The 26450-nt window shown below is 62.4% G+C and carries 31 protein-coding genes; 15 read left to right on the top strand and 16 right to left on the bottom strand.

The features are described 5' to 3' along the window. Positions 1-8 precede the first annotated feature (8 nt). Entirely contained in the window at positions 9-842 is an 834-nt protein-coding gene (gene mftM / locus FEZ59_RS24665; RefSeq protein ID WP_019744254.1) for a mycofactocin oligosaccharide methyltransferase MftM, read from the top strand. Between the two features lie 6 nt (positions 843-848). On the opposite strand, the gene FEZ59_RS24660 is transcribed toward mftM, so the two are convergent. After that, entirely contained in the window at positions 849-1052 is a 204-nt protein-coding gene (locus tag FEZ59_RS24660) for a DUF4287 domain-containing protein (protein ID WP_007728313.1), read from the bottom strand. Positions 1053-1194: 142 nt separating this feature from the next. On the opposite strand from FEZ59_RS24660, the gene FEZ59_RS24655 reads away from it, so the two are divergent. Then, positions 1195-1407 (top strand): TOBE domain-containing protein, encoded by a 213-nt coding sequence (locus FEZ59_RS24655; RefSeq protein WP_003942061.1) that lies wholly within the window; start codon positions 1195-1197, stop codon positions 1405-1407. A 16-nt stretch (positions 1408-1423) separates the two neighbouring features. Here the strand turns inward: FEZ59_RS24655 and FEZ59_RS24650 are convergent, their stop codons facing one another. After that, a complete protein-coding gene (locus FEZ59_RS24650) occupies positions 1424-1849 on the bottom strand; it encodes a DUF6314 family protein (protein ID WP_019744256.1) in 426 nt (141 codons plus the stop codon). 104 nt (positions 1850-1953) lie between these two features. On the opposite strand from FEZ59_RS24650, the gene FEZ59_RS24645 reads away from it, so the two are divergent. Together FEZ59_RS24645 and FEZ59_RS24640 are read left to right on the top strand one after the other, a co-directional pair. Next, a complete protein-coding gene (locus FEZ59_RS24645; RefSeq protein ID WP_172933329.1) occupies positions 1954-2430 on the top strand; it encodes a MaoC/PaaZ C-terminal domain-containing protein in 477 nt (158 codons plus the stop codon). Positions 2431-2663: 233 nt separating this feature from the next. Beyond that, positions 2664-3452, top strand: a complete 789-nt coding sequence (locus FEZ59_RS24640; protein WP_172933328.1) for a thioesterase family protein — start codon at positions 2664-2666, stop codon at positions 3450-3452. 23 nt (positions 3453-3475) lie between these two features. Here FEZ59_RS24640 and FEZ59_RS24635 read toward each other — a convergent pair whose 3' ends face one another. After that, entirely contained in the window at positions 3476-5146 is a 1671-nt protein-coding gene (locus FEZ59_RS24635; RefSeq protein ID WP_172933327.1) for an anibiotic ABC transporter, read from the bottom strand. Then, positions 5143-6078 carry an ABC transporter ATP-binding protein gene (locus FEZ59_RS24630; RefSeq protein ID WP_172933326.1) on the bottom strand — a complete coding sequence of 312 codons (936 nt, stop codon included), beginning with the start codon at positions 6076-6078 and terminating at the stop codon, positions 5143-5145. Before FEZ59_RS24630 ends, FEZ59_RS24635 begins: the two co-directional genes overlap by 4 nt. 68 nt (positions 6079-6146) lie before the next feature. Here FEZ59_RS24630 and FEZ59_RS24625 point away from each other — a divergent pair, with 68 nt between their 5' ends. Both FEZ59_RS24625 and FEZ59_RS24620 read left to right on the top strand, forming a co-directional pair. Beyond that, entirely contained in the window at positions 6147-6641 is a 495-nt protein-coding gene (locus FEZ59_RS24625) for a helix-turn-helix domain-containing protein (RefSeq protein WP_019744262.1), read from the top strand. 83 nt (positions 6642-6724) lie between these two features. Further along, a complete protein-coding gene (locus FEZ59_RS24620; protein WP_020968996.1) occupies positions 6725-7264 on the top strand; it encodes a hypothetical protein in 540 nt (179 codons plus the stop codon). Here the strand turns inward: FEZ59_RS24620 and FEZ59_RS24615 are convergent. Genes FEZ59_RS24615 through FEZ59_RS24605 form a run of 3 tightly spaced genes read right to left on the bottom strand, consistent with a single transcriptional unit; the run spans position 7261 to position 10596 of the window. After that, a complete protein-coding gene (locus tag FEZ59_RS24615) occupies positions 7261-7944 on the bottom strand; it encodes a response regulator transcription factor (RefSeq protein ID WP_019744264.1) in 684 nt (227 codons plus the stop codon). The genes FEZ59_RS24620 and FEZ59_RS24615 overlap by 4 nt on opposite strands. Next, positions 7941-9332 carry a GAF domain-containing sensor histidine kinase gene (locus FEZ59_RS24610; protein WP_024487311.1) on the bottom strand — a complete coding sequence of 464 codons (1392 nt, stop codon included), beginning with the start codon at positions 9330-9332 and terminating at the stop codon, positions 7941-7943. The genes FEZ59_RS24615 and FEZ59_RS24610 overlap by 4 nt, the downstream gene beginning before the upstream one ends. A 58-nt stretch (positions 9333-9390) precedes the next feature. Then, positions 9391-10596, bottom strand: coding sequence for an iron-containing alcohol dehydrogenase (locus FEZ59_RS24605; protein WP_080910022.1), 1206 nt, complete (start codon positions 10594-10596; stop codon positions 9391-9393). A 420-nt stretch (positions 10597-11016) separates the two neighbouring features. Between FEZ59_RS24605 and FEZ59_RS24600 the strand changes: the two genes are divergently transcribed. Further along, positions 11017-11379: an RNHCP domain-containing protein gene (locus tag FEZ59_RS24600; protein WP_020906849.1), complete on the top strand. Its 363-nt coding sequence runs from the start codon at positions 11017-11019 to the stop codon at positions 11377-11379. Between the two features lie 15 nt (positions 11380-11394). Then, entirely contained in the window at positions 11395-11814 is a 420-nt protein-coding gene (locus FEZ59_RS24595) for an RNHCP domain-containing protein (RefSeq protein WP_113682390.1), read from the top strand. On the opposite strand, the gene FEZ59_RS24590 is transcribed toward FEZ59_RS24595, so the two are convergent. The 4 genes from FEZ59_RS24590 to mdo form a co-directional block, all read right to left on the bottom strand. Continuing rightward, entirely contained in the window at positions 11803-12150 is a 348-nt protein-coding gene (locus tag FEZ59_RS24590; RefSeq protein ID WP_020968992.1) for a hypothetical protein, read from the bottom strand. The two genes, FEZ59_RS24595 and FEZ59_RS24590, sit on opposite strands and share 12 nt — an antisense overlap. A gap of 56 nt (positions 12151-12206) precedes the next feature. Next, the gene (locus FEZ59_RS24585; RefSeq protein WP_172933325.1) at positions 12207-13730 is read right to left on the bottom strand and encodes a VWA domain-containing protein; all 1524 of its coding nucleotides are present in this window, start codon (positions 13728-13730) and stop codon (positions 12207-12209) included. Further along, complete coding sequence (locus FEZ59_RS24580; RefSeq protein ID WP_172933324.1) at positions 13727-14809, bottom strand: MoxR family ATPase; 1083 nt, start codon at positions 14807-14809, stop codon at positions 13727-13729. The genes FEZ59_RS24585 and FEZ59_RS24580 overlap by 4 nt, the downstream gene beginning before the upstream one ends. Positions 14810-14895: 86 nt before the next feature. Then, complete coding sequence (mdo, locus tag FEZ59_RS24575; protein ID WP_003942095.1) at positions 14896-16170, bottom strand: NDMA-dependent methanol dehydrogenase; 1275 nt, start codon at positions 16168-16170, stop codon at positions 14896-14898. 361 nt (positions 16171-16531) lie between these two features. Between mdo and FEZ59_RS24570 the strand changes: the two genes are divergently transcribed. Continuing rightward, complete coding sequence (locus FEZ59_RS24570; RefSeq protein ID WP_020906844.1) at positions 16532-17587, top strand: ferredoxin--NADP reductase; 1056 nt, start codon at positions 16532-16534, stop codon at positions 17585-17587. Here FEZ59_RS24570 and FEZ59_RS24565 read toward each other — a convergent pair. After that, a complete protein-coding gene (locus FEZ59_RS24565) occupies positions 17559-18878 on the bottom strand; it encodes a glycosyltransferase 87 family protein (protein ID WP_029254874.1) in 1320 nt (439 codons plus the stop codon). The two genes, FEZ59_RS24570 and FEZ59_RS24565, sit on opposite strands and share 29 nt — an antisense overlap. Positions 18879-18916: 38 nt before the next feature. Then, positions 18917-19654 (bottom strand): DNA alkylation repair protein, encoded by a 738-nt coding sequence (locus tag FEZ59_RS24560; RefSeq protein WP_020906842.1) that lies wholly within the window; start codon positions 19652-19654, stop codon positions 18917-18919. Positions 19655-20015: 361 nt separating this feature from the next. Here FEZ59_RS24560 and FEZ59_RS24555 point away from each other — a divergent pair, with 361 nt between their 5' ends. Continuing rightward, the gene (locus FEZ59_RS24555; RefSeq protein WP_029254873.1) at positions 20016-20384 is read left to right on the top strand and encodes an SPW repeat protein; all 369 of its coding nucleotides are present in this window, start codon (positions 20016-20018) and stop codon (positions 20382-20384) included. Between the two features lie 13 nt (positions 20385-20397). Here the strand turns inward: FEZ59_RS24555 and FEZ59_RS24550 are convergent, their stop codons facing one another. Beyond that, positions 20398-21162: an aspartate/glutamate racemase family protein gene (locus tag FEZ59_RS24550; protein WP_172933323.1), complete on the bottom strand. Its 765-nt coding sequence runs from the start codon at positions 21160-21162 to the stop codon at positions 20398-20400. Positions 21163-21204: 42 nt separating this feature from the next. After that, a complete protein-coding gene (locus tag FEZ59_RS24545) occupies positions 21205-22383 on the bottom strand; it encodes an FAD-dependent oxidoreductase (RefSeq protein WP_029254871.1) in 1179 nt (392 codons plus the stop codon). Positions 22384-22567: 184 nt separating this feature from the next. On the opposite strand from FEZ59_RS24545, the gene FEZ59_RS24540 reads away from it, so the two are divergent. The 5 genes from FEZ59_RS24540 to FEZ59_RS24520 are packed head-to-tail and all read left to right on the top strand — an operon-like array spanning position 22568 to position 25111. Beyond that, on the top strand, positions 22568-23035 hold the full coding sequence (locus FEZ59_RS24540) for an Asp23/Gls24 family envelope stress response protein (RefSeq protein WP_003941912.1): 468 nt from the start codon (positions 22568-22570) through the stop codon (positions 23033-23035). Then, positions 23032-23409: a hypothetical protein gene (locus FEZ59_RS24535; RefSeq protein ID WP_020906840.1), complete on the top strand. Its 378-nt coding sequence runs from the start codon at positions 23032-23034 to the stop codon at positions 23407-23409. The genes FEZ59_RS24540 and FEZ59_RS24535 overlap by 4 nt, the downstream gene beginning before the upstream one ends. A 1-nt stretch (position 23410) precedes the next feature. Beyond that, a complete protein-coding gene (locus FEZ59_RS24530) occupies positions 23411-23590 on the top strand; it encodes a hypothetical protein (RefSeq protein WP_003942043.1) in 180 nt (59 codons plus the stop codon). Beyond that, positions 23583-24551: a DUF6286 domain-containing Asp23/Gls24 family envelope stress response protein gene (locus FEZ59_RS24525; RefSeq protein ID WP_346343247.1), complete on the top strand. Its 969-nt coding sequence runs from the start codon at positions 23583-23585 to the stop codon at positions 24549-24551. Before FEZ59_RS24530 ends, FEZ59_RS24525 begins: the two co-directional genes overlap by 8 nt. Further along, the gene (locus tag FEZ59_RS24520; RefSeq protein ID WP_019744282.1) at positions 24548-25111 is read left to right on the top strand and encodes a hypothetical protein; all 564 of its coding nucleotides are present in this window, start codon (positions 24548-24550) and stop codon (positions 25109-25111) included. Before FEZ59_RS24525 ends, FEZ59_RS24520 begins: the two co-directional genes overlap by 4 nt. A 118-nt stretch (positions 25112-25229) precedes the next feature. Here FEZ59_RS24520 and tuf read toward each other — a convergent pair whose 3' ends face one another. Next, entirely contained in the window at positions 25230-26420 is a 1191-nt protein-coding gene (gene tuf, locus FEZ59_RS24515; RefSeq protein ID WP_019744283.1) for an elongation factor Tu, read from the bottom strand. Positions 26421-26450: the final 30 nt, after the last annotated feature.

Genomic DNA, 26450 nt, shown 5'->3' with positions numbered 1-26450 from the left:
AGGCGATCATGTCCACCATCACGAACGAACCGGTCCTGGATTCACTGGCACCGTCGACGCCGGGCTTGTGGTCGTTCGGGCATGTCACCGTCGAACGTGTCGATTCCGGTCCGATCTCGCTCGATCGTCGAGGCGGCAGACTCCACGTCAGGCACTCCCTCACTCCCGCCGATCTGAGCGAGCGACTCGTAGCCGGAGTCACCTCGTCGATCCAGGACGCGGAGTTCGGTCAGGACGAATTCGAGTTGACGATGGTCGGACTGGTTCGGTCCACCGTGGACGGCGCTCTCGAATCCTGGACCACCTACTACCGGAACTCCCTTGCCGAACTACTGGACGGCACTGCAGATTTCGCGCCGATTCACGACAAAGCCGAAGAACTGGTTCGCGGTTCCGTACTCGATCTGGGTTCCTGCTTCGGTTTCCTGCCCCTGCGGCTCGCGCGCGCCGGAATGGACGTGACCGCCACGGACATCCTGCCCGGAACGATGATCCTGCTCGACGCGGTAGCCCCCGAACTCGGCATCACGATCGACACGGTGATCTGCGACGCGGGTGAAGTACCGGCACCGGACAACAGCGCCGACACCGTCACCGCAATTCATCTCCTCGAGCACGTCGACGACTCGGTCGGCGAAGCCGTGATCGCGCAGGCACTCCGAATCGCACGTCAACGGGTCGTCATAGCCGTCCCCTTCGAAGACGAAGCCACCGCGTGCCACGGCCACATCCGTACGTTCGATCTCGAGTCACTGCGTGCGGTCGGCCGGCAGACCGGTGTGCCGTTCGAGGTATTCGAGCATCACGGCGGCTGGTTGGTGCTGGACGCATCGGCCGCCTGAAAAGAACTAGCCTTCTTTCAGCGTATGGGCGACAAGTGCATTCGCGTGACCATGCCCCATCCCGTGCTCCGACTTCAACCAATTCACCAATTCCATGTGCTTGGTGAGGTCTGAGCTTCTGATCAGCTCTTGCCACTCACCGATCGGCCGACCGTATTTCTTCTCGATCGACGGAAAATACGACGCCGGGCCTTTCACGGGTTCAGTCATGACCGGAATCTACCTCCACCGCCCGACAATATTCGCGCACCTGCGGTGCCCGCATGTCCGCACCTGCGGAATCGCTGGGTAGATACGCGACCATCGGATTATGGTCGAAGTACACCCACCCCAGAGCACAGGAGTTTCAGAGATGCGACTGTCCACACGAAATCAACTCACCGGCACCATCACCGAGGTCAACCTCGGCACCGTCATGGCAACGGTCAAGGTGAAGTTGGACGGCGGCAACCAGATCGTGACTTCGTCGATCACCCGCGATGCCGCACTGGATCTCGACCTCGAACCAGGCCAAGCTGCAACGGTATTCGTGAAGTCCACCGAGGTGACGATCGGCGTCGAATAACTGGTGATCGCTGCGATCAGGGCCGGGTGAGATGCGTGGTCATCGTGTAGTTCTTGCTCGGCCCCGTCACGGTCCAGACGACCGCCCAAGCCGATCCATCTACTGCAGTGACGTCGATTCGCCCGCGGTAGGTGTCCGCACCGCACAGGTGCTCGACTTCCTCCCCCGGCGCCCAGTCGTGGAACTCTCTGCCGTCTTCGAATGTCACGGCCCATTCGAGGCCGCGCTTTGCAATGAACAGAGTCCGGAACACTGGCAATTCCAGATCGCCGTCACGCAGAGTGCCACTCTCGTACCAGCGCATCCGACCGTCACCGGCGTCGGAGATAGTGGTCTCGCCGAAGACATGCTTGGTGGAACCGGAAAGGCGGTCGACTATGTCGCGCTCGAAGTGCCACGTTCCTGCCAGCGCCCTCGGCTCGATCTTCGCGTCGTCAACCATGTGACGATTCTAGTGACCCTGGACAAGGACTTACGAAGGGGCCGAACGCACTGCGGGGAGTATGTTCCGAGTACATCCGGAACACGCAGGAGATTCACACAGACATGAACGATTCGGCCACCCTTCACCAACGCACAGTGTTCGCAGAAGATCTCGAGATCGGCCAGGTGATCCCATTGGGCTCGTATTCGGTGACCGAAGAGGAGATCGTCGAGTTCGCAACCCAGTGGGATCCCCAGTGGTTTCACATCGACAAGGATGCCGCCGGGTCCGGGGTCTTCGGCGGGTTGATCGCCAGCGGGCTGCACACCCTGTCGATCTGCCAGAAGTTGGTGGTCGCCAGTCTCTACGACCAGTGGAACGTGATCGCCGGAAAGACCATGCGCGACGTGAGCTTCCTACGTCCACTTCGCCCCGGTGACACCCTGAGCGGAAAGGTCACCGTCGACAACGTCGTGTTCGACAATCGCGCGCGGGGATTGGTCACCATCACAGCGAAATTGGTCGATGCACACGGCAATCGCGTTCTCGACGTAGTCACTGACGCCTACCTGCACTGTCGCCCGACTCGCGGACAGTGAATTATCGGTAAATTCCGCACCGCAGTGTCTGAATTGCCGTACTTTCAGTGACGTTGCGACGCAACAGTACCCATCCCCGCAAACAGGAGTTCCTCACACATGAGCAGCCTCGGCGAGATCAATCCTCTCGGCATTCTTCAGATCCTCATCTACATGCTCTTCGGTGGCTCGTCCAGCACTCCCGAATAGACCCTAGCTTGCCATTGCCATAGTCAGCATCTAGGGTGCTGACTATGGCAATTACTAGTCAGGCATCCGCGGAGGCCGTGCAGTCGACCGACGCAGCGCATCATCACACCGAATTCGACTCCAGCTGGCGGAGTTTCGACGGCATTCAGGGCGGACTCGCCGTTGCACGGATGCTGCGAGTGGCCGCCGACGCGTCCGGAGCCGAACCTCTGGCAGTCACGGCGCACCTGGACCGCCCCGTCCCTCCGGGGCCGGCCGAGTTGACTGTCGACGATATGCGGGGCGGGCGGACCGTCAGTTGCCACGTCACGCTGACCGGTTCGGGATCCGCTCTCGTTCGGCTAGCCCGCGACACAGGAGGCACAACGATGTCCGCCCCTGTCGCCGAACCGACTCCGGCCGACCCGTCAACCCTGCCGCCGCTGGAGATCCCGGTGGATTTTGTGCCGTTCTCCCAGCACCTCGACATCCGGCCGATCAATTCCGCGAGGCCGTTCGCCGGTGGCGACTCCCCGGAATTCGACGTCTGGATCCGATTGCTCACAGACCTCGATTTCACGGCCCAAGAGCGCGCCGCGGTCCTTCTCGACGCGCTTCCGCCCGGATTGTTCGCGACACTGACGATGCCCGTGGCTATACCCACTATCGAGTTCACCGCGCATTTCACACCGGAGCACCTCACGGCAGATCCCCAATCACTGTCACCGTGGTATCGCCTACGCCACGGGACCGCCTGGGCGACAGACACTCTCTGTGTTGACGAATCCGAACTATTCGACTCGACCGGACGGCTCGCTGCTCGGGCTCGCCAGCTTCGTCGAATTCTGAGTTGAACTCCCAATTGAGTTCAGCCCTACTACCCCTGGAGGTCGCGACGACGGAACGCAACAAGCGATGCTGTCGAAAGCACTACTGCCACAACGATCATTGCCAGCAGCGGTAGAACTGTCACTGGCTCGGCGGGGGCACCCGGCACGTGGGTGAACGGTGACAGATCCAGCACTACCAGCGGCAGCTTCAGCAATGTTCCGAGTTGCCCGAGCACGATGCACGCCGCCAAGATTCCCCAGGAGAGCGCCGACGTGTAGGTCGGAAACAGTCCGAAAGCCAACGACACCAACCCCACGACTACGAGCACCGCAGGCAGATAGGCCAAGGCAGCGCCGGTCATGCGAAGTGTGTTGCCGCCGATGTCGTCCGTGACGAGCCCGAAGGCAAATCCGGTGAAGGCACCCATCAAGACGTGCGCGAGGATCACACCGCCCACAACCACACCCAGGTGGGAAAGCATCCACCTCCACCGCGACAAAGAGGTTGCCAGCAACGGTTCGAGCCGTCCCGATGTTTCCTCGCCCCGCATCCGGAGAAGACTCTGGACCGAATATGCCGCGATCACTATCGAGGTGAGACCGAGAGCAGTGGCCAAGTACGAATCCACCAGATCCGTACCGCCGCCACCGAGTTTCTCGAACATCTCCGCGGTTTGCTGCGACGATCCCACCATCGCGTCGATCTCGTTGCCCACAGCGCCGTAGGCGAACCCGAGAATGACAACGGCAAAGATCCACCAGAACATCGTCATTCGCTGCATGCGCCACGCCAGGCCCCAAGCCGACGGCAACCACGATGCTGCGGTCGGCGGGCCGGGCCGGGGCTGTACGAGCCCCGCTCCCTGATCACGATGGCTGATGAGAACAAACGCCACCATCACGTGCACAACCGCAAATCCGATCAGCAACAACAGGATCCACCAGGCGTCGTCGTCGAAAGGTCTGATCTGTTGCGCCCATCCGATCGGCGAAAGCCACGACAACCAACCGCTCACCACGCGAGTTCCGTCGTCGACGACCGTACTGTTCACGTCGCCGATCGCGCGCAGCATGAAGGCAACACCGATCGCGGCACCCGCCAGACCGTTGGCCGTACGAGCACCGTCCGTGATCTGCGCAGTCACCGCCGCCACACCGGCAAACGCGATTCCGGTCCCACCTATCGAAGCACCCAACGCGAGCGAACCAACGACAGGCAAACCGACGGCGATCGATCCCAGGGCAATTCCCAGTGTCAGAACCACGTTCGCACCGACCGTGACAATCAGTGCGGAGGTCAGAAGCGCTCGCCGACCAACCACCGCAGCACCGATCATCTCGGCACGGCCGGTCTCCTCGTTCTGTCGTGTATGCCGAACCACAGCAAGGGTGCTCATCAATGCCGCCACCAACGCGAACACGAGCACCGACTGACTGGCGACTATCGCGCCCTGCGAATCGCCGGACACGATTCCGTTGGTCGCCAGCGCCACCGGCGATACCGCGGAACTGACTGCGATGTTTCGTAATTCCTCGGGGGTCGAGTACAGCCCGGTCACACTGGCGACGACGAGCAGCATGAACAGGACGATCGAGATGACCCACACGGAAAGCTGAATTCGGTCCCGTCGCAAAGCCAGCCGGACCAGTCGGCGTGTGCCGGTGAATTGACTTGCCGAGGCAGGTACCGGTGGAGCGGCCTCGACAGCAACGGTCATGGCCGTACACCGGTCTCGGCTCGCAGGTGGACCGAAGTCTCCCTGGCGCGCTCGTCACCGTAATGACGCAAGAAGAGTTCTTCGAGTGTCGGCGGAGTGGAAGTGAGCGCCACGATCCCGAATCCGACCAAGTACGTCATGAGTGGTCCGAGTTGCGCGCTGTCGACTTCGCAGGTGAAGTGGTTACCGTCGATCACCGCGTCGTGGACACCGCCGAGCCCGTCGAGTCCGCCGATCTGGCGCTGTGTCTCCGCCGAGATGGACGTGCGCGTGAGATGCCTGAGTTCGGACAGCGTTCCCTCTTCCACCGTCCGCCCGTCGCGGATGATGCTCACGCGATCGCACAGCGCTTCGACCTCGGCGAGGATATGGCTCGACAGCAGGACCGTCTTTCCGGCGTGAGCCACCTCCTCGACGCAGTCCTGAAACACCGCTTCCATCAACGGGTCGAGCCCCGATGTCGGTTCGTCGAGTACGTAAAGGTCGACGTCGGACGAAAACGCCGCCACGAGTGCAACCTTCTGCCGATTACCTTTCGAGTACGTCCGCGCCTTCTTTGTCGGGTCAAGTTCGAAGCGATCGAGCAACTCGCTGCGGCGTTTTCGGTCCAAGCCACCGCGCAGACCCGCCAACAGATCGATAGCCTCCCCGCCGGTGAGGTTGGGCCACAGATTCACGTCGCCAGGCACGTAAGCGAGACGTCGATGCAAGGTAACAGCGTCTCGCCACGGATCGCCGCCGAGAACAGTTGCGTCTCCGGAGTCCGAGCGGAGCAGGCCGAGGAGCACCCGAATAGTGGTCGACTTTCCAGAGCCGTTCGGTCCCAGGAATCCGTGCACTTCACCTGCTGAGACTTCGAGGTCGAGGCCGTCCAGCGCGCAGGTGGTACCGAAGGTCTTGACGAGGCTTTTCACTGAAATTGCCGCACCCATGAATTTGACCGTACGCCGATTTCACAAATGTGTGAAGATAGAAAAGAAGAAAAGATCGAAGGGTTCCGATGACCGACACCAGCCACACCGTTGCACCGGACGAGAGCCGACATTTTGTCGAACGACTCTCACTCGTTCTGAGCGACATGGGTTTTCCGCCGATGCCTGCCCGCGTGTGGGCCGCGTTGATGACCAGCGAGACACCCTCGTCCACGCCAGGAGATCTCGGATCCCGATTGGGAGTGAGCCCCGCCGCCATTTCCGGAGCAGTCAGATACCTCCAGCAAGTCGGATTGATCGAGCGAGTGGCCGTCCCCGGATCGAGGCGTCAGCACTACTGCGTCAGCGTCGACATGTGGGCCGACGCGTTTGTCACGAAACAATCGTCCCTCTACCAGGTCTCGGCAGTTGCGGACGAGGGCATTCGGGTCCTCGGTGAAGGCACTACGGCCGGCGATCGTATGGAAGATCTGCGCGACTTCTTCGACTTCATGGCCGCGGAAATGCCGCGCATGCTCGCGGACTGGCGCTCCCAGCGAAAAGACCGGACACCTGGAAGGTAACTTCAGGTTTACCCGCATTTTCGGTGGGGTACCTCAATTCTCGTTCCAGCATGATGAGGTGCGCTGTACCCGAGGAGTTGTTGATGAAGCTGTCGATCAGGGGCGCGAAGACTTCACCGACGCCACCCTCCGCACGAACCGCTTCACCCGAAACCTGTGAACAATCGATTTCCTTGAACCGCAACGCCGCCGGGGCATTCGCCGGCGATCATCACGCACTGTCGAAACTCCTGGCCCGATTGCACCCTCGCGTAGTTCTCTACTATCGCGCCAGGCTTCTCGGGACGCCTGTCGCAACATTCGCCGACGATCTCGCCCATCAATGCACCCTGGACGTCGTCACACGAATGTCCGAAACGATCTCGGCCGACACACGAATCGAGAACTTCGCCTACGAGTTGGCCTCGCAACGGATTGCGTCAATTCCCCAGTCACGCAACATCGACGGACAATTCAAATGCCCACGTCGCCTCACCGACGACCAACGTGAGGTCCTGGTATTGCGAATCGCAGTGGGTCTGACTGCCGAGATGACCGCGTCGACTCTGCGCACAACTCGATCGAGCGTGCTCCTCGTACAGCATCAGGCGCTGCGCGCCTGGGCGGTCTCCGAGCGGAGCTAGATCAGACCTTGCTTACTCGCGGCGTAGACGGCCTCTGCTCGCCGACTCACCTCGAGTTTGCGCATGATGTTGCTGACGTGGAACTTGACCGTGGTCGGCGAGATGAACAGTCGCTCACCGATCTTGATGTTGGACAAGCCGTTTGCGAGCAGTCTCAGTACTTCGAGTTCACGATCGGTCAATCGTTCTTTGGATGACGACTGCCCGTTGAGCGATCGGACGACAGCCGATGCGCTGCGAGAATCGAACGCACTCTCACCCCGCGAGACCGCCCTGATCGCACGCACCAATTCGGTGGTGTCGACGTCTTTGACGACATAGCCGCGAGCACCCGCGTGTACCGCTCGCACCACCAGTTGATCGTCGAGAAAGGTGGTGAGAACCAACAGTCCGAGCCCGGGATGCGCCGTAGACAACTGGCCACAAAGGGTCAGTCCCTCGTAGTCGGAACTGGCGGAGAGTTTCAGATCCATCAAGACGATATCCGGGCCCACCTTGTCGACCACGGCAAGCGCCTCGGCGAGAGACGAAGCCTCCCCCACGATCTCGAGGTCGCTTTCGCGCTCGAGAACCGAGCGGAGCCCTTGCCGCAAAATTGCATGGTCGTCGACCAGGACGATTCGAACCAATCCCTGAACCGGCGATGCTCCGCGGGTGATGACGGGACGCGCAGTGGTCATGATTCCTCGCTCTCGATTTCAGTGGTGGAGCAAAGATTGTCGACATCCGCCTGGAGCGGAAGTGCCTGTGGCAGTGGTAGTGGCAGTCGCACGAGAATCTGAATTCCACCGATCCGCGCGCGCCGAACTTCGAGCGCACCACCCAACTCGAGAGTTCGTGTCTGCATGTTCGCCAGTCCGCGATGACGGCCGTCGACGTCGTTGGTGGCTGCGAGTTTGAGGATCAGACGCATCCGCGCAGGGTCGCCGTCACCGTCGTCGGAAACCGACAGCAGCACCGTATCCGCTCGATAGGTCAACCGCAGGACCGCTCGACTCGCATGGGCATGCACCGCAACATTGAACAGCGCCTCCCCCGCGATCCGCAGAAGAGCGTGTTCGGCATCGCCTGGAAGCTCGGTCGGGGTGCCGCCGACGCGAACGCTGACCGCCAATTCGTCCGGCATGTGAACCACGCCGAGCTGCTCGAGCATCTCGGGCAGCGACGTCCGGTCCGCATCCGAGGAATGATTGAGCGCGTAGATCGCCGAGCGAAGCTGCTCGACCGCCCGCCTGGTCAAATCCTTTGCCAAGTCCAGTCTTTCACTGCGTTCCGCCTCCGGGATGTCGCTCCGGCAGACCTCGATCTGCATGCCGGCCGACAACACAGCCTGTGTCACGCTGTCGTGAAGTTCGCGGGCGATCCGGTGCCGTTCGTCGTCGACCACCTGGTGCCGGTGAGCCACTCCGAGTTGACGCTGCGTGGACTCCAATTCGCTGTTGCGCACCGCGAGGTCGGCTGCAGTGCGATTGGCCTCCGCATATGCGTCTTCGGCTCGTTCGAGCAGTAGTTGTCCGCGCTGGTAGAGCGCCGAGTTCTGCAGGGCCACAGCAGTCTGGCTGGCCAGAATGCTGAGCACGGCTCCGTCCGTCGTATCGAGTGTCCGGTTGGCCGGCGTCCAGGCCGCAAAGGCGCCGACCACACCGCCGCCGAGCACGATCGGCACAAACGCGTAGTGAGCGTCGATCACCGAGTTGGATTCGATTCTTCCGCACCGGATGTCGTCGAGGCATTCGACGACATCCTCCGGAAGTGGTGGCCCCTCGACGTTGTCGACCAGAAAAGGGGTAGCGTCCGGGCCGAGAACCAATCGCCGTGGTCCGGCGTCGGGCAATGTTCCGTCGGCCAAGGCGAAGACTATCCAGTTCGCACTCAGATGAGCACGGGCGGCTTCCGCGACCGCGCAGACGAGGGTTTCCGGCCCCTCGACGGTCCGCACCAAAGCCCGCGAGATCAATTCCAACGCATGTACGACGCGTTCGAGACGCTCGGCAGCGCCGCGGTACTGCGGATAAAACGAACTCTTACCCGAACGTAAACCGGTGAGTCGCGACAGGTCCGCGGTCATCGTCTGCACCGATTCACCCTGCACCGCATCACACTGCACCGCATCACACTGTCCCTCTTCACAAGGCACCTCGGAACAACGCCACCATCTGCTCCTGCGTCGCTTCCCTGGGATTGGTGGACATGCAGGCGTCGAGTAACGCGAAGCTGGCAAGTCGACTGAGGTCTTCCTCGCGAACACCCAACTCCCCCAGCCCCTTCGGGACCCCAACCTCCCGGGCGAGACGTTCGACCCGGTCGGCCACCGCCAGCGCTGCTTCCTCCGGGGTGCCGTGCTGTTCAGGAAGGCTCAGCGCCGCAGCGATGGCAACAAAGGGGGCAGCGTCCGTCGTGGAATTGAATCGGATGACGTGGGGCAACAGAATTCCGTTGATGACGCCATGTGGCAGATCAAGCATGCCGCCCACCTGATGGCTCATGGCGTGCGCGGCTCCGAGTATCGCGTTGGTGAACGCCAACCCGGCCTCGAGACTCGCCTGCGCCATCACCGATCGAGCTTCCATCTCCATCGGGTCCTGGATCGTGTTCACCAGATTCTCCGTCACGAGGCCGACCGCGCGGAGCGCGTGATGATCGGTCAACGGATTGTGCGCCAGTGAGACGAAGGCTTCGATTCCGTGCGTCAGTGCATCCAATCCCGTTGCTGCATTGAGCCACTCGGGCATCGTCGTGAGCAACCGCGGATCGATGACCGTCACATCTGGCACCAGGGCACGGCCGATGATGGTGATCTTGGTGCCGCGGGTCGTGTCCGTGACGATGCAGAACTGCGACACGTCAGCGCCCGTTCCGGACGTGGTGGGGACCATCACCAACGGCGGGATCGGTTTTGTCGCCTGATCGACACCCTCGTAGTCGAGTATGTTGCCGCCGTTGGCAGCGAGGACGGCTACACCTTTTGCCGCGTCGATGACGGAACCGCCACCGAGCGCGATGATGACGTCGCACTCGCCTTCCTGGTACACCTCGAATCCGGCCGCGATCTCGAAGTCCTTGGGGTTGGGCGTCAGCCCTGACCACACTGTCGCGGTCAAGCCCTGCTCCGTGAGATGGTCCTCGAGTTCGCTGACCCATCCCGCGTCGATCAAGCCTGGATCGGTGACCAGAAACGGGCGGAACCCGCCGAACCGCAGAGTCGCGTGTGCTGCCTCGACCAGGGAACCGATACCGAAGACGATCTCGGGGGCGTGAAATTTGACCAGTCGAGCAGCAGTGCCGCGGCGATGAACACCGTGGTTCACAGCATCCGGATATGCCACGGACACGACCCCACTCTCCTCTCGCGCGGCACCGAGATCACCGCTTCGCGAATTCTCAGCTCGCTCGCCCGAGCACCAACTGGTGTGATCCACCTTACAAGTGCTGGCCCCGAGCCTACGCGGACAGCAGTCGGGGCACACCCACCGAAGGAGAGGCACTTACCTACCCGTTCGGGCAGGTAGTCGTCGCCGGAAAATAGATGGCGCGGCAATCAGGTCCCGTTGTACTTTCGGTTCTGGCCAGAGCGGCCCGTAGTACCGATCCAGAAGGTGTTTATGACCCAGCCCGCGCCGAGCGCGCCTCTCGCCCCTGCACTGCCGGCAACCTCGAGGGTCACTTGCTGATCCCCGAAACGACGGACTGACAGCCGCGAGGCCACTCGGCCTGCTCCTACCTGCTTTGTTCACTCAGCTAGGAGTTCTCCAGTGCCTCAATCACACAATTCCATCTCGAAAACCGACACCTTCTCGTGCATTCAGTGCGGACTCACCGTCATGACGTACGACCCCGATGGTGATCGCCGAAACCACTGCCCCAGTTGCCTGCATTCCCGACACCTTTTCGACCAGGTGGAAGGTGGACCGTCGGACTGCGGAATGCGGATGGCCCCCATTTCGATCGCGGTGCTGCGAAGCGGCGATTGGATGATCATCCACCGCTGCGCACAGTGCCTCGAACTCACCTCCAACCCCGTCAGCCGTGACGACAACCAGTTGTTGTTGATGAGGATGGCGGTGCGGCCGCTCGCACAACCACCCTTCCCGCTCGAAGCCTTCGGCGACTTGTGAGGGGTGAGAAAGCAGATGCCACGTAGGAATCCCAGCACCCGCGCGCGGCGGGCACCGCAACGGACCAAGCACGTATTGCACGGAATCGGCGGCGAACAAGGATCGAGCTTCCGTTGTCTCACATGCCGTTTGGACATCTCCACTGCGGCGCCGGGTACCGCACATCGGAACCACTGCCCGAACTGTCTGGCAAGCCGCCACGTCGATGGTCGTGTTCCGGGCGACCGGGCACAACAGTGCAGAGGTGCCATGGCGGCGCTGTCCCTGTCGGTACGGCAAGACGGTGAGTGGATGCTCGTTCACCAGTGCATCGAGTGCAATACGTTGAAAGTCAACAGGATCGCCGGCGACGACAACGCCCTGGTCTTGCTGCGGTTGGCACTACGCCCGTTGGCGGATCCTCGACTGGGCTCGCGCGCGTTGCTAGCGCTCTGATCGATCGTCCGGCGTAATCGCGCGGTCCTGCGCGCGATTACGCCGGACGAACACCACGAACACGATCCCGGCAAGCAAGCCGACCGCCGTCGGTCCGAGGACCAGTCCCGAATACAGCCACGGAGCAGGTTCTGCCGGAAAGAGGTCCATGAATATGGGCCCGGTGTATGTCGGCTCGGCAAACGGCTCCCGATAGGACCCGCCGGTGAGAATATGAGGTGATGCCAACGAGTTCCACCACCACTGAAACACGCCGAGCGCCACCAACCCACACACGGCGCCGAGCACTGTCAGCGCCGCGATCGGCCGCCAGATCGATCCCCTGATTTCGGACATGAGATCAAACTAGTTCACGACGGATCGCGCAGTGACATCGGTGAAGTGCAGTGACATCAGCGAAGTGCGTGCCCCAGTTCAGCGGCCTTTGCCATCAGTTGCGCGGCATCTCGGGCAACAACAACCTCGTCGCAGATCTCCGAATACTCCGGCATCGCGCACGATGCCTGGTTCCAGTAACGCTGAGGTTCAGGCGTGATCCAGGCCAGACGGTGAACCTTTCGGCGGAGTTCCTCGAGCTTGTCGACCTGTGGGGGCAACCCGTTGCACCGACCGTCGCCCGCGATGATGACGGACGTCCGTGAGTTCAAGGTGTTTCCGTGCTCGTCCAACAATTCTGTGAGCACTCGACCGTAATCGCTGCTGGCTTCCAGATCCAGACCCGGGTGCGCAAGTACCGCAGCCAGTGCGCCGTCACCGCTACTGGCGAGAAGGGTGTCGGTCACGTCGACCGGACGATCGACGAATGCGAGGACTTCACAACGATCTGCCCGGCGATGCATTGCCTGAGCCAACCGCAGAGTGAACGCGGTGATCGGGCGCACGGACAGCGACACGTCTGCGATGAGAAGTAGTCGAACACGATCGGGGCGAGGAGCTTTCACGACCAGATGGAAGGGAATTCCGTCGGTGCGCAGACTCGAACGCACCGTGCGTCGCATGTCGAGATGCCCACGAGAGCGCTCCCGAGGACGAGGCCTGGACGGTCCTCTCATCCGCCGAAGCACCTCGTGGCACGCGAGTTCGATGTCGTTGTGCGTTGCGCCCGCAGCAGATTCGCTGTCGGGCGCATCGGGAGCGCTTTCGGCGAGTGCAGCGGCCGAGAGTGCTTGCACGAACGCTTCGACCGCCTCGACGAGCCGGTTCAGTTGCGCCTGCGTCAGCGGCCCGTCGTCGGAGACGTCCGCATACGCTTTGCTCGGGTCGTATGCATCCAGCCAGGCGAGGATCGACGTCGGATCGTCCCAGGACAACGAACCGATCACTGCTGCAGCAACACTGGTGCTCAGGTCGCCGACCACTGCCGACGCGGCACGGTCCACGTCGACCGTGTAACTGACTCCGCGTCGACCGGTCTCCGAACCGGTATCCACCGACAGTTCCGCATCGCTGGACGTCATCGACACATCGTCGTCGTCCTTGTGCGGGTTGAACCCCTTCTCCGCTTCCGGAGTGTCGAAGTAGTCGCCGACCTCGGCTGCACGCTCGTTGTACTCGGCATACCGGCCTACTTCTTGATCCTCGTCGATCCCCAGCGCGGTGGGCAGACCGTCCGCCACCTCGGCGCGCGAAGCCATCCGCTCGGCGTGCGCTTTGCCTGTGGCAGGCCGGAACAGCGCGTCGAACGCCCGATCGAAACCGGCCTGTTCGTGAGAATACTTGGCGCACACAGCCCGAAGACATGCTCGCAACGTCTCACGATCCGAAGCTCCGACCATCGCGAGTACACGCCGAACCTCGATGACCTCGGCCGGTGACGCGGAAACTCCGGCCGCCCTCAGCAATCGGCCGAAACTCGCGGACACCACGTCGAGAACAAACGACGGTTGCCACACGGCGAGGCCACCGAGCGTCGTCATCGCGTCGAACGGATTCCGCTGCCGCCGCGGATTCCCTGTTGATGGGGGTCACGTCCACCGGTCCCCCGGAACACGGCCGTCGTCGTGTTGGCGGGTTTGCTTGCCACCGTGGATCGCTCGATCGGCTCACCACCGTCACGCGACGGCGATTCGAGAAGCTTTCCGTCGAATCGTTCCTTGGCCAGCGTCACATCCGACGAGTACTTGAGCAACGCCGTGAGCAGGATGTCGCGCACCTTGGCGTCGGAAGCGGTGTCGAATCCGCTGGCGGCGAGCACTGTTGCCGCTCTGGCCGCGTCGATGACCTCCGAGATGGACGGGCTCTTGCGCAGCGGGAGATCACGCAAGATGCGAGCCAATTCGACAACCTCGGTGGCCGTAGCCGTATCCACCTCCGGCGCTCGGGCCGTGACGATCTCGCGTTCACGCTCCGACGTCGGATAGCCGAGATGGTAATGCAGACAACGACGCTTGAGCGCGGGTGAGAGCTCGCGGGTGTCGTTGGACGTCAGGATGACCCAGGGCTGCGAGCGGGCAACGAACGTACCGACCTCGGGAATGGTGATCTGCTGTTCGGCGAGAATCTCCAGGAGCAGCGCTTCCATCGATTCCTCGGTGCGGTCCACCTCGTCGACCAGAAGCACTACCGGATCGGGCGAGAGGATAGCTTCGAGCAGCGGCCGCACGGACAGGAAGTTCTCGGAGTACAACCCGAAATCCTGATCGGCCAGAAACTTCGACGCTTCGGCGACGCTGTCGAATTCGGAAACCTGATCACTGATCCGGTCGCGAAGCATCTGCACGTGCAGGAGTTGCTTCGCGTAGTCCCATTCGTACAGGGCGCGATTGTCGTCCAGCCCTTCGTAGCACTGCAATCGCACCAGTTTGCGGCCCCCGATCGCAGCCAGAGACTTCGCCAGTTCCGTCTTGCCGACACCAGCCGGCCCTTCGAGCAGGAGCGGACGCCCCAACGCCGTCGCCAGATAAACGACTACCGCGAACTCGTCATCGGCAATGTAGTCCTGCTCTCGCAGAGCATCTTTCACTTCGATTCCGCTGGAGAAACTGCGACCGGACATGGAATACCTTTCGATAGGGGCACAGCCCCTGTGCGCGCTCGAGGAGTCTCTGGACTCCTTAAGCGCGCACGGGGCCGAAGGCCCTGCTAGAAGTACGACTTGTTGATCGCGTGATCGACAACCGGGATCATCGACTCCACAGTGACCTCACGGGGGTTACCCGGGGTGCACCAGTCGTCCTGAATGTGCTCGGAGATGGCGCGCACAGTCTTCTCGTCACCCTTGATGACATCACCACGACCCTCGTACTTCTTGGTGTTCATCTGGTTCTTCGCGTACGAGTCTGTGCGAACCTGCCCGAAGTTGTCGGGGATACCGACGTCCTTGGCCAGACGAATGGCAGCCTCGACGGCAGCATCCGCGGCCTGAACCGTGGTGAGGTTGCGAGTGTCGACACCGAGTGCGCCGGCCAACTGGGCGTAGCGCTCGTAACGCGAAGGCAGGTTGTACTCCCACACACGCGGCAAGGCGATGGCGTTGTTCAAACCGTGGTGGCTGTCGAAGAATGCACTGACCGCATGCGAGATCGAGTGAACGATGCCGAGGCCACCGGAGTTGAAGGCCTGTCCGGCAATGTACTGCGCGTTCATCATTCCCTCGCGGGCCTTGAGGTTACGCGGCTCGAAGACGGCCTCGCGCAGGTTCTTCGCGACCAACTCGACCGAGTAGATCGCGTTACCGAGCGAAGGCGCGAAATCGAGCCGAGAAACGAAAGGCTCACTGCCGTGCGCGAGTACGTCGAAGCCGCAGTACGCGGTGAAATGCTGAGGGCAGGTGTAGTAGAGCAGCGGATCGTCGATCGCCAACGTGACGATGGTCGCCTCGTCGAAGCCCACCCACTTGTGTGGGTTGTTCATGTCCGAGGTGTCAGTGATGACGTATGCCCACGACGTCTCGGAACCCGTTCCAGCCGTGGTGGATACGGCGATGTGCGGCGGGTTCTCCTTGTTGGTGGACTTGGCGAAGCCCTCGAACTCGTTGATGTTGCGACCGTCGTGTGCGATCACGACGCGAGCACCCTTGGCGGCGTCGTGGCTCGAACCACCGCCGATCGAGATGATCGAGTCGCACTTCTCCTTCTGATAGAGAGCCGCGGCCTCCATGACGTTGTAGTCCTTGGGATTCGACTCGACCTTGTCGTAGAGCACGACCTCGACACCCTGGTACTCGATCTTGCCGACGAGTTCCTCGATGATGCCCGAACCGCGCAGACCGGTCGTCATCAGAAGGGTGCGTTTGAAGCCGAGATTCTTGGCCTCCACACCGATGATGTCGTGAGCGCCCACACCCATCAGGGCGCGTGGGAAGGGGTGGAACTCCTTGATCGGAAAGTCCCAGATCTGGTTGAGCTCGATAGCCATCGGTATCTCCTCATGGATGTGCACGAATGTGACTGCGGGAGGGATTCGAGCCGATTCTTTGTGACCGGCGTCTCACCTGGTTCCCACTGTGTACCGACAAACACCCCGTGCACAGACTTCGGCAGCTCAACCGCCCGGACGCCGCCCGCGAACCGCCCGTTCGGGCAGGTCGTCGCCACCCCGGACCGCCAGGAAGGCCGGATCAGACTGCCGTGGTTCCCGCTGATCGGGAACGTGTTGCTCGGCGACTACGATCCCCAGTAGCTTTTCATCACTGCTAACATTGAACTAGAACACGTTCTAGATGTTGCACTTCACTGACCTGCGCTTTACCCAGCTTCACGAGAGGACTAGCTTCGCGATGACGACAGTCGAGGTACCGCACAGCTCGCGATCGGCGGTACTCACCGTGTCCGGAGTCATCGAAGAGACTTCCGACGCCCGGTCGCTGGTGTTCGAGATTCCCGCAGAACTGAAGGACAAGTTCGACTACAAGCCAGGTCAATTCCTGACCCTGCGCATCCCGAGTGATCAGACCGGCTCGGTCGCACGCTGCTACTCCCTGGCCAGTTCACCCTTCACCGACGACGCCCCCAAGGTGACCGTCAAGCGAACCGTCGACGGCTACGGCTCCAACTGGTTGTGCGACAAGCTCCAGGTCGGCGACACCATCGAAGTGCTGCCGCCGTCAGGTGTCTTCACGCCCAAGTCGCTCGATCACGACTTCCTGCTCTTCGGTGCAGGCAGCGGAATCACTCCGGTGATCTCGATTCTCAAGTCCGCCCTCACACAGGGCAGCGGCAATGTCGTGCTGATCTACGCGAATCGCGACGAGAAGTCCGTCATCTTCGGCGCCGAACTGCGCGAGCTGGCAGCGCAACACCCCGGCCGCCTCACTGTGGTCCACTGGATCGAAACCGTGCAGGGACTCCCCGCTGTCTCACAACTGGCGACGCTCGCCAAGCCTTTTGTCGCGTACGAGGCCTTCATGTGCGGTCCAGGCCCTTTCATGGACGCCGTCCACAAGGCACTGGCAGAAGCGGGCATGCCCCGCACGCAGGTTCACGCCGAGGTCTTCAATTCACTCGCCGGCGACCCGTTCCGTGACGTCGAGGTAGCAGAGGTCTCCGACGAGGAAGCTGCCGACGCCGCAACCGTCGAGGTCGAACTGGACGGTGAAACCCACACCCTCGTCTGGCCGCGCAAGCAGACGCTCGTCGACATCATGCTCGCCAAGGGTCTCGACGTTCCGTACTCCTGCCAGGAAGGTGAGTGCGGGTCGTGTGCCTGCACCGTCACCGAAGGCGAAGTTCAGATGGACAACTCCGAGATCCTCGACGCCGAGGACGTGGCAAACGGCTACATCCTCGGTTGCCAGGCGAAGCCGATCACCGATCGCCTGAAGATCGAGTTCTGAACCCTGCTTCGATGCATGACGGCCCCTGATTCCCTGCGGAATCGGGGGCTTTGTCATCTTCCGAGGCATCATCCGCGCCATCTTCCGAGTCCCGCCCCGTAACCCACTCCGGCGCCGTTGTGGGCAACCGCCACAACGCAAGAATCAGCACCAGGGTCACGATCAGGAAGCCCTCACGAAGGACCAACCCCAGCGGCAGCAGCAGCGGCGACGTCTCGATGAACTGCTGCCCCATACTCGGCCCGCAATAGACGACGGCCAACCCCACAGCGGCCGCACCGAACTGCAGCGGCGATCGAAGCCGAAAGAGAACCGTGACGGCAGCAGGCACGAGATACACCCAGTGATGAATCCAGCTGATCGGCGAAAGAATCGGCGCACTCAAACCGATCACCAACGCCGCATCGACCCCACGACCGACGCGATATACATCTCGGGCGACCCAGAGCGCTACCGCCGCGCACAGCACGGTCAACGGCATCGCCAGAGACGCCGTCCATGTGCCCAGTGCCGCAAGTCCGCCCTGCAGTGAACTGTTACCGGCACTCGCGATCGCCTGCCCGCTCAAGTCCACCCGGTCACTGAGGTTCCAGACGACGTCTGACCAGAAGGTCCAGCTGACGGCCGGGTCCACCATTGCTGCGACGGCGGTCGCCGCGGCAAATCCGATCGAACTCCAGATCGCGAGTCGCCACTGCTTCGTGACGACGAAGTAGACGATGAACAGCGCCGGCGTCAGCTTGATCGCGGCTGCGACGCCGATCAAAAGTCCTCGTGGAAACCACCGGCCGAATCTCGAATCGCCTCTGCGGGTCACGTCGAGCAGTACGAGCACCATCAGCACCAGGTTCACCTGGCCGAAGGAGATGTGGGCGCTGACGATGGGTGTCACCGACACGGCCAGGACCAATGCCGCCATGACGAGCGGCCGTTTGGGGACGCGCGCGGGAGTGAACTTGGCGACTGTCCACACCACCGCCGCGATGCACAACGCCGACCACAGCAGATAGGCCGTCCACCAGTCGAAGAGAACAGTCGGCCAGAGGAAGATCACCGCGAACGGGGTGTAGGTGAACGGCATGCCCTCGTCGACGATAAACGGGCCGACAAGGTTGCTCTCGTAGATGTTCGAGCCTGCGGCAAATGCCTGGGCAGCGTAGCGGTAGACGAGAAAATCAACGGGTTCGACGGCTCGAACGGAGTACACGAGATAACACAGAGCTGCGACGCCGGCAGCGATCAGTGAACCGATCGTCACAATTCGAGACGCCTCGACACGGGTGGCGGGCATACCGAGAATCGTCCCACAACCTACCGAGCGGTACTTCGCTAGCGGGCCGCCCGGAAGTGCGCTCGCTCGTCTGCGGTCAGGTGTTCGCACGCGTAGCTCAGCGCCGTGCGTCCCATGTCTGCTGCATTCTCAGTAAGGAAGCCGGTCAACAAATCCCGATCCACCCGCTTGCCCACCTCGCGGAGCATCCAGCCCATCGCTTTCTGGGTCAGGTCTCGTCGATCACCCAGCACCTGAGCGGCAAGCTCGAGCGTGGTCGACGCGTCGCCGCGAGTGATGAATCCGTACGTCGTCAGCAGCGCCACCCGTCGTCGCCACAGGTCACCCGAATCGGAAAGCTCGAAGATCAGCCGGCGATCTCGGTCGTACAGCCAGCCGCCGAGGATCTGTCCGGCGGACGAATCCACCAGATCCCAATTGTTGACCCGCCCGTCCTCGACAGCGGTCAGATAGAAGCCTGCGATGCGAGCGCGGCCCTCGCCGTCGAAAAATTTTGGGCGACTGACTTTTTCGAATTGAGCGACCAGGATCAGCAGCCCGGCCAATCGGTGCTCGTGAACGTCACTGTCGAGAAGGAGACGTATCTGAGGCAACGCGAGTCCGACGTGCTTCTTCACTACCGATCGCGTCTTCGGTACTCGCACGCCGATGAATACGTCACCCTCGCCGTACTCCCCCGGCGCTGTCTTGAAGAACCGCTGCAAGTGGACGGCATCTGCGGGATCCGCGAGGTCGGCCAACTGCTCGATCACGTCCGGGGCACTCGATTGCGTCACCCCAGAACCTTCTCACGGGTCGTCTGTGCGGACTCTTCGATTCTCTCAGCGTCCTCACACCGTGTGCCCTGCTCGGCCACAGGTCGGCAGACGACACTCGAGGACAGTCAGTGAAAGGACCACCCATGATCACCGCCGCTATCGCATTCACCACTCTCACCCTCATGGCACTCTCGGGACATATCGCGGCAAGCGCGCCGCGCGGGCTCGTGGCCATCCGGACGAATGGTCACAAATCTTGATATTCGAGCCTCCGCATCGCCTCTAACTGCAACGCGAATGCAATTGGCGGAGAGTTGATCTCGATCTTCCGCGGGCGTGTACTACAGGTGGACACACTCTCGTCTTTGGAGGTCTCGTCATGAAGTCGTGGAATCGAATGCAAGATGCCGTCGCGGTGGTTCTCGGCGTCTTTGCGGCTCTCTCGCCGATGTGGCTCGACACCACCGATCGGGCAATGTGGTCACTCGTCGTCCTGGGTGTCCTGGTTGCACTGTCGGGTCTGGCGCACATGGCACGTCCGGACATGACCATGGCGGATTACGCGATGGGTGTTTTCGGCGTCTTGATGTTCATTTCACCCTGGGTGATGAACTTCGACGCTCTGCGCGGTGCGTCGTGGACGGCCTGGGTGGTCGGGGTTCTGACCGTTGTGGTCGCGGTGAGTGCGATGCCGGTGATGAGTGCACGGATGCATCACGGGGGTCACGGCGGCGTAGCCGCCCATTGACGGAGCGGCTGGATCAGGCTTTGATCGCGCCCAACAACCGCCCGGCGTCGAAGGCTTCGGCGCTGGGCGGTAGTGCGCCCGGACGACCGCTCACGAACACCTCGACAGTTCCCGATCCTTCGCCCACGGCACCGAGCCCGTCGATCCGCCGCAGAGTCTGTCGTGCAACGGCTTCGGCGCTGTCGAAGAGTGTGACGCCGGCGGGTAACCGTGCTGCGATCTCGTCGGCGAGCAGTGGGTAGTGGGTGCACCCGAGGACAACGCCGCTGACGTCGTCCGGCGTCCGGGCAACCGCGGAATCGATGGCAGCAAGTGAGGCTGCACGATCACCTAGATCTATCGAATCGGCCAGGCCGTGGCACGGCACTCCGACGACCTTGGCGCCGTTGCCGAACTGCTCGATCAGATCGGCTTGGTACCGGCTGGCCGTCGTCGCGGCTGTAGCCCAGATCGCCACTGAATCGCACGCGGCAGCGGCGGGTTTGATCGCGGGCACCGTTCCGATGACCGGTACTTCCGGCCCGACCAGTTCTCGCACGTGTGGCAGCGCGGTGACGCTGGCGGTATTGCATGGGAGAACGATGACCTGAGCCCCACGATCGAGGCTCCGCCGCACGGCGCCGAGTACCCGGTCGACGACCCACGGCTCAGGCTTGGGACCCCAGGGGGCGCCGTCCGGATCCAGGGAGAGCACCAGATCGAGATCCGGGCGCAGGCGTCTGAGCCACGCAGAGGTAGGGAGCAGGCCCAGTCCCGAGTCGATGAGTGCAACGATCACCGCACAAATCTATCGCCTCGGAACCGGTCCTGCCTCATCCGTTCAGGCCGGTGTGGACTCCAACACGTCAGAGATGGGCGTGCCGGCTGCGATCTTGGCGCGCATCTTCATCACCGCTCCCGCGCTACCTCCGCCGACGACAGCTGCCAGCACACCGTCGCGCTCGTAGTAGGCGACGAACTTTCGGCCGTCGTCCTTGACGATGTGAACGGTGTCCGTGGGTGCGACGGTCCCCAACGCCTGGATCTTGACGTCGTACTGATCGCTCCAGAAGTAGGGAACCTGCGCCGGAGCATCGGGATCACCCGTTCCGGTGAGCGCTCCCGCCAGGATCTTGGCCTGGTCGCCCGCATTGGTCCAGTGTTCGACGCGCTTGCGTCGATCACCGATCTGCCAGGACGCGACGTCGCCGACGGCCCAGACGTGTTCGGTACTGGTGCGGCCGACGCCGTCGCAGAGCACTCCGTTGTCGAGTTCGATTCCCGAACCATCGAGCCATCCCGTGACCGGCACCGAACCGACTCCGATCGCCACCACGTCGACCGGGATCTCCGAACCGTCGCTCAAGGTCGCAGTGGCAACCGCTCCGTCGCCGGACAACGAGGTCAAGCCGGTGCCGACGCGGACATCGACGCCCTCGTTCCGATGCAGACGTTCGACGAGGGCGCCAACGGTGGGGCCGAGCACCGACGCCAGCGGTGTCGGCTGAGGTTCGAGCAACACGACGTCGACGCCGTGAGACTTCATGCTGGCGGCCAGTTCGCAGCCGATGAAGCCGGCCCCGACAATCAGCGCACGCTTGCCGGGAGCCAGCTCGGCGCGAAGGGCCAGCGCCTCCTCGATGGAGCGCAGAACGTGCACTCCGGACAGCTCCGGAAGGCCGGCAATGCGACGCGGAGTCAGTCCGGTCGCGATGACCAACTCGTCGTAGTCGAGGGTGGATCCGTCCGCGAACGCCACCGACTTTGCGGCAGTGTCCACCGAGGTCGCGGGCGAACCGAGCTTGAGATCGACCTTGTTCTCGACGTAGAACTCTGCCGGACGCAGCGTCGTCTCGTCCTTGTCGCCGCGGATCACTTCCTTCGACAGCGGCGGCCGGTCGTAGGGCAGATGTGTTTCCCCACCGGCGAGCGTCAATTCACCCTCGAAGCCTGCTCGTCGCAGTTCCTCCACGGTCCGCAGCCCCGACAACCCCGCACCCACGATCACTATCCGTGCCACCACGTACCACCCTGTCCGACCCACGTCACTAGCAGCGCTCACTATGAACGCCGTCACTATTTGCCCCCGACTCTGCCATACCAAATGCCGGAGTAGGTGTGGTGCATCCCGCATGGCCACCTACCAGTCACTACAGTTGGAGGTACTTCAGACGCACGCACTGACACATGAGCAGGGAGCCCCCATGACCAGCGATTCCAGTGAAAAGAACAGCGTCCGATTCGGCGCCGACGGTGGCGCGGAACTAGTCAGCACCCAGGGCAAGACGATCATCGCCGACGCCGTGGTCGCCAAGATCGCCGGTATCGCGACCCGCGAGATCAACGGCGTGTACGACGTCGGTGGGGGCACCGCGCGCGCGGTGGGGGCACTTCGCGACCGTATTCCGGGCGCCCGCGTCAACCATGCCCAGGGCGTCGCGGTGGAAGTGGGCGAGAAACAAGCCGCCATCGACATCGGCATTGTCGCCGAATACGGCGTCGCACTCCACGAATTGGCGGTAGGTATCCGCCGAAACGTTATTGCCGCAGTCGAAAGCATGACGGGTCTCGAGGTCACCGAGGTCAACATCACCGTCTTCGACGTCATGCTCTTCGAGGATGCAGAGAGCGGCGGCAGTACCGATCCGGAAGCCAAGCCGAGGGTTCAGTGAGTACCGCCGACGCCGGCCGCGAGATCGACGCGGCCGAGGTCGTCGCCGACGCAGTTCTTGCGATCCCGGAAGTGGCAGATCTGCACGGCGGGCAATTCGGTGAGGTGGGAACCTACCTCCCCGGACGCCGAGTCACCGGCGTCGTCGTCGACGAAAACTCTTGTGCGGTACACATTTCCGTTCACTATCCGGCCGACGTTCGCGGCGTCGCCGAACGCGTCCGAGCGGTGGTGGCACGGTTGGTCGACGTACCGGTGAACGTGACCGTCGGAGACTTGTCGACAGCTGGATATCCACCCGAAAATTCCGAAGATGCAGTCACTGAGCTCTCCACTGTCACCGAGATCGCACCGAACATTCGAGAAGGGAACTGACATGAACAGCACTACCGTCGGACTGCTGGTCGGTCTGCTCCTCGCGCTCGCCGGAATCATGGGCGGATTCAGCGGATTCGTCTTCGCCGTCCTGCTCGGCGCCGCCGGTATGGCGATCGGAGCACACCGCGACGGACATCTCGATCTCGGCGCGATCCTCCGAAGCCGTGGCCGTGGCTGAGCCGACCCCTCCGAACGCGGCAGACGATCCCGGCCTACGAGGTTCGCTGGTCATCAAGGACCGGGCGATGGCCAAGATAGCCACTGCCGCAGCGGTGAACGTCCCGGGGGTGGTCCGCCAGTCCGGTGGCTTGACCCGCCTGACCGGGCGCGACCTTCCGCGAGCCGACATCTCGATGGGCAGCGACGCCGTGGCCATCAATCTGTTCCTCGCTGTGTCCTGGCCATGTTCGGTCACCGAACTGACCGGTCGCGTGCGGGCAGAAGTCGGACGCAGCGTCGAGTCGCTGACCGGCCTGCCCCTCCACGACATGAACGTCATGATCGCGGCAACCGAGGGTTCTGACGACTCCTGTGTTTCCGGCGTCGAAATCGCGGAAGGCCCCGCACAGGAGGCACTCTCGGATCCGATTCCACCTCGAGTTCCCTCCGCGAACCCCGCCGCCGCGGTGTCAGCCGTCGTCATCGCGTGCGGTCTACTCGCACTCGCTTTCGTGGTCTCGCGCGAATGGTTCATCAACCGCGGAACCTTCGATTCGGCGCCCTGGATCCGAAACTCCGTGGAGTGGACGTCGCGTCTGCACTGGCAACCGTGGCTGCTTCCGGTGGCGATCGCTGCCGTCGTCGCGGGTGTTGTCCTGATCATGTCCGCCCTCAAACGCCGGGCGAAAACCCATGTGCCGTTGGGTAACCCGAGCGCATCGACGGTATGGATGCGGCCGACGGACATTGCACGTCTGTGCAGTAGCCACGCAGCGGTCGTTCCCGGCGTCGACTCGGCCCACACCAGCGTCGACCGCAAACACATCAAGGTCCACATCGAATCCACCGGCGGCGATCGAACCGAACTGGCCGCGGCCGTCGACGCGGCAGTTCGGCCTCATCTCGCGATACTCCAGCAGCCACTGCAGCTTTCGGTAGTCGTGAGAGAAACGCCAGTACGACGAAAGGACGCCTCGTGAACCGCTGGATCTCCGCGGTCGATCGGACCATCGTCCTCATCGTCGGAATCGCACTCCTCGCGGCGGGCGCATACGCCATCGCGTGGGACGCGGGTGCCTCACTGATCAGGACCTGGGTGTCACGACTCGATCGTGAGGTCCTCTTCGGTCTTCCGGAGGAGCCTTGGTGGCACTGGGTGCTGTCGGGCACCTTCATCCTCTGCGTCTTCGCCGGTTTCGGGCTGTTGTACCTGAACCTTCGTCGACGCCGAACGAGCGCAGTCACATTGCGGCACAACGAGTCCGGCACAGACGTCAGTGTGGATCTGGGACCGGTCGCCGACGGCGTAGCGGCAGAACTCGCCCAGCTGAGCGGCGTGCGCAGCACCAGAAGCAAAGCGACGATCGATCGCGGACTGCCAACGCTGTCGATTGTCGTCACCGCAGACCCGGCGATCGATGTCGTCGGCTTCACCACTTCGGCCGAACACATCGCTCGTGCAACCAGGCGAAGCCTCGACGGCTCACCTGTCGCGGTACAGGTTCTGTTGCATCTCGACCGGGTAGAAGCCTCCAAGTAGAAGCACCCCGAACAACCGATCGCAGACCACCTGGCCATAGACACAGAAAAGGCGCTCACTCCCCGAAGGGAATGAGCGCCTTTCCTAGTGCTGTGAATCAGCTAGCGAGACAAGAGTCTCACTTGATGATCTTGGCAACCTTGCCGGCGCCGACCGTACGGCCGCCTTCGCGAATTGCGAAGCGCAGGCCCTCGTCCATGGCGACAGGCTGGATGAGCTTGACGGACATCTCGGTGTTGTCACCGGGCATGACCATCTCGGTGCCCTCAGGCAGCGTCACGACGCCCGTAACGTCCGTGGTACGGAAGTAGAACTGCGGGCGGTAGTTGTTGAAGAACGGGGTGTGGCGGCCGCCCTCGTCCTTCGACAGGATGTATGCCTGGCCCTCGAACTCCGTGTGGGGAGTCGTGGTGCCCGGCTTGACGACAACCTGTCCACGCTCGACATCTTCGCGCTTGATGCCACGAACGAGCAGTCCGACGTTGTCGCCGGCCTGGCCCGAGTCGAGCAGCTTGCGGAACATCTCGATACCCGTGACGGTGGTCTTGGTGGAGGTCTCCTTGATGCCGACGATCTCCACCTCCTCGTTCACGTTGACCGAGCCACGCTCGATACGACCGGTGACAACCGTGCCACGGCCGGTGATCGTGAAGACATCCTCGACGGGCATGAGGAAGGGCTTGTCCGTCTCGCGGACCGGGTCCGGGATGGACTCGTCGACTGCAGCCATCAGGTCGAGGATGGACTGCGTCCACTTCGGGTCACCCTCGAGTGCCTTGAGTGCCGAGATCGGAATGACGGGGGCTTCCTCGTCGAATTCCTGAGCGGCCAGCAGTTCGCGGACCTCCATCTCGACGAGCTCGAGGATCTCGTCATCGTCAACCATGTCGGCCTTGTTCAGGGCGACGAGGATGTAAGGAACGCCAACCTGGCGAGCGAGCAGGACATGCTCGCGCGTCTGGGGCATCGGGCCGTCGGTAGCTGCGACGACGAGGATAGCGCCGTCCATCTGAGCTGCGCCGGTGATCATGTTCTTGATGTAGTCGGCGTGACCCGGTGCATCGACGTGCGCGTAGTGGCGCTTTTCCGTCTGGTACTCAACATGCGAGATGTTGATCGTGATGCCACGAGCCTTTTCCTCGGGAGCCTTGTCGATCTGATCGAAGGCCGAAGCCTCGTTCAGGTCGGGGAATGCATCCGCGAGAACCTTGGTGATGGCCGCCGTCGTCGTGGTCTTGCCGTGGTCGACGTGACCAATGGTGCCGATGTTCACGTGCGGCTTCGTCCGCTCGAACTTCGCCTTCGCCACTTTGTGTCCTCCTGGACTGTTGTTGCTTGC

Origin of the sequence: Rhodococcus sp. MS13, assembly GCF_013277835.1 — a bacterium.
In the GTDB taxonomy this organism is placed as follows: domain Bacteria; phylum Actinomycetota; class Actinomycetes; order Mycobacteriales; family Mycobacteriaceae; genus Rhodococcus_F; species Rhodococcus_F erythropolis.
The sequence above is the reverse complement of the archived record's forward strand: the minus strand, read 5'-3'. Positions and strand labels throughout refer to the sequence as shown.

What these genes read in the sequence shown, in the direction of transcription:
- FEZ59_RS24660 (WP_007728313.1), bottom strand. Translation starts at nt 1,052, where the DNA reads ATGACTGAACCCGTGAAAGGCCCGGCGTCGTATTTTCCGTCGATCGAG.
- FEZ59_RS24595 (WP_113682390.1), top strand. Translation starts at nt 11,395, where the DNA reads ATGCCACGTAGGAATCCCAGCACCCGCGCGCGGCGGGCACCGCAACGG.
- FEZ59_RS24540 (WP_003941912.1), top strand. Translation starts at nt 22,568, where the DNA reads ATGACCAGCGATTCCAGTGAAAAGAACAGCGTCCGATTCGGCGCCGAC.
- FEZ59_RS24645 (WP_172933329.1), top strand. Translation starts at nt 1,954, where the DNA reads ATGAACGATTCGGCCACCCTTCACCAACGCACAGTGTTCGCAGAAGAT.
- FEZ59_RS24580 (WP_172933324.1), bottom strand. Translation starts at nt 14,809, where the DNA reads ATGTCCGGTCGCAGTTTCTCCAGCGGAATCGAAGTGAAAGATGCTCTG.
- FEZ59_RS24530 (WP_003942043.1), top strand. Translation starts at nt 23,411, where the DNA reads ATGAACAGCACTACCGTCGGACTGCTGGTCGGTCTGCTCCTCGCGCTC.
- FEZ59_RS24625 (WP_019744262.1), top strand. Translation starts at nt 6,147, where the DNA reads ATGACCGACACCAGCCACACCGTTGCACCGGACGAGAGCCGACATTTT.
- FEZ59_RS24555 (WP_029254873.1), top strand. Translation starts at nt 20,016, where the DNA reads ATGAAGTCGTGGAATCGAATGCAAGATGCCGTCGCGGTGGTTCTCGGC.
- FEZ59_RS24615 (WP_019744264.1), bottom strand. Translation starts at nt 7,944, where the DNA reads ATGACCACTGCGCGTCCCGTCATCACCCGCGGAGCATCGCCGGTTCAG.
- FEZ59_RS24585 (WP_172933325.1), bottom strand. Translation starts at nt 13,730, where the DNA reads ATGACGACGCTCGGTGGCCTCGCCGTGTGGCAACCGTCGTTTGTTCTC.
- FEZ59_RS24650 (WP_019744256.1), bottom strand. Translation starts at nt 1,849, where the DNA reads ATGGTTGACGACGCGAAGATCGAGCCGAGGGCGCTGGCAGGAACGTGG.
- FEZ59_RS24635 (WP_172933327.1), bottom strand. Translation starts at nt 5,146, where the DNA reads ATGACCGTTGCTGTCGAGGCCGCTCCACCGGTACCTGCCTCGGCAAGT.
- FEZ59_RS24630 (WP_172933326.1), bottom strand. Translation starts at nt 6,078, where the DNA reads ATGGGTGCGGCAATTTCAGTGAAAAGCCTCGTCAAGACCTTCGGTACC.
- FEZ59_RS24655 (WP_003942061.1), top strand. Translation starts at nt 1,195, where the DNA reads ATGCGACTGTCCACACGAAATCAACTCACCGGCACCATCACCGAGGTC.
- mftM (WP_019744254.1), top strand. Translation starts at nt 9, where the DNA reads ATGTCCACCATCACGAACGAACCGGTCCTGGATTCACTGGCACCGTCG.
- FEZ59_RS24565 (WP_029254874.1), bottom strand. Translation starts at nt 18,878, where the DNA reads ATGCCCGCCACCCGTGTCGAGGCGTCTCGAATTGTGACGATCGGTTCA.
- FEZ59_RS24610 (WP_024487311.1), bottom strand. Translation starts at nt 9,332, where the DNA reads ATGACCGCGGACCTGTCGCGACTCACCGGTTTACGTTCGGGTAAGAGT.
- mdo (WP_003942095.1), bottom strand. Translation starts at nt 16,170, where the DNA reads ATGGCTATCGAGCTCAACCAGATCTGGGACTTTCCGATCAAGGAGTTC.
- FEZ59_RS24570 (WP_020906844.1), top strand. Translation starts at nt 16,532, where the DNA reads ATGACGACAGTCGAGGTACCGCACAGCTCGCGATCGGCGGTACTCACC.
- FEZ59_RS24590 (WP_020968992.1), bottom strand. Translation starts at nt 12,150, where the DNA reads ATGTCCGAAATCAGGGGATCGATCTGGCGGCCGATCGCGGCGCTGACA.
- FEZ59_RS24620 (WP_020968996.1), top strand. Translation starts at nt 6,725, where the DNA reads ATGAAGCTGTCGATCAGGGGCGCGAAGACTTCACCGACGCCACCCTCC.
- FEZ59_RS24640 (WP_172933328.1), top strand. Translation starts at nt 2,664, where the DNA reads ATGGCAATTACTAGTCAGGCATCCGCGGAGGCCGTGCAGTCGACCGAC.